This is a genomic window from Roseomonas acroporae (assembly GCF_023223525.1).
Taxonomy (GTDB): domain Bacteria; phylum Pseudomonadota; class Alphaproteobacteria; order Acetobacterales; family Acetobacteraceae; genus Roseomonas_E; species Roseomonas_E acroporae.
In genome coordinates this window covers 1-325 of record NZ_JALPRX010000304.1, presented here as the reverse complement: position 1 = coordinate 325, position 325 = coordinate 1, and the positions used below count along the sequence as shown (strand labels likewise).

The window sequence follows — 325 nt, the reverse complement described above, 5'->3', positions numbered from 1 at the left end:
GGGCGAGCTGCCGCTCTTCGTGCAGACCAAGCTGCTGCGCACGCTACAGGAGGGAACGGTGATGCGCCTCGGTGGCCAGCGCGAGACGAAGGTGGACGTCCGGCTCGTCGCCGCCACCAACCGGGACCTGCGCCTGGCCGTCGCGCGCGGCGCCTTCCGCGAGGACCTGTTCTACCGCCTCAACGTCATCCCGATCACCCTGCCGAACCTCGCCGAGCGGCGCGGCGACATCCCGGACCTCGTGGCGAGCTTCCTCAGCCACGCCAACCAGGCGAACGGTACCAATGTCAGCCTGACCGGGCGCGCGGTGGCGTTCCTGGTCCGC

At 70.8% G+C, this 325-nt stretch carries 1 protein-coding gene; it reads left to right on the top strand.

Annotation, left to right across the window (positions count from 1 at the left end; translation table 11 throughout):
- On the top strand, positions 1-325 hold a 325-nt coding region (locus M0638_RS29345), incomplete at both ends, for a sigma 54-interacting transcriptional regulator (RefSeq protein WP_248670358.1).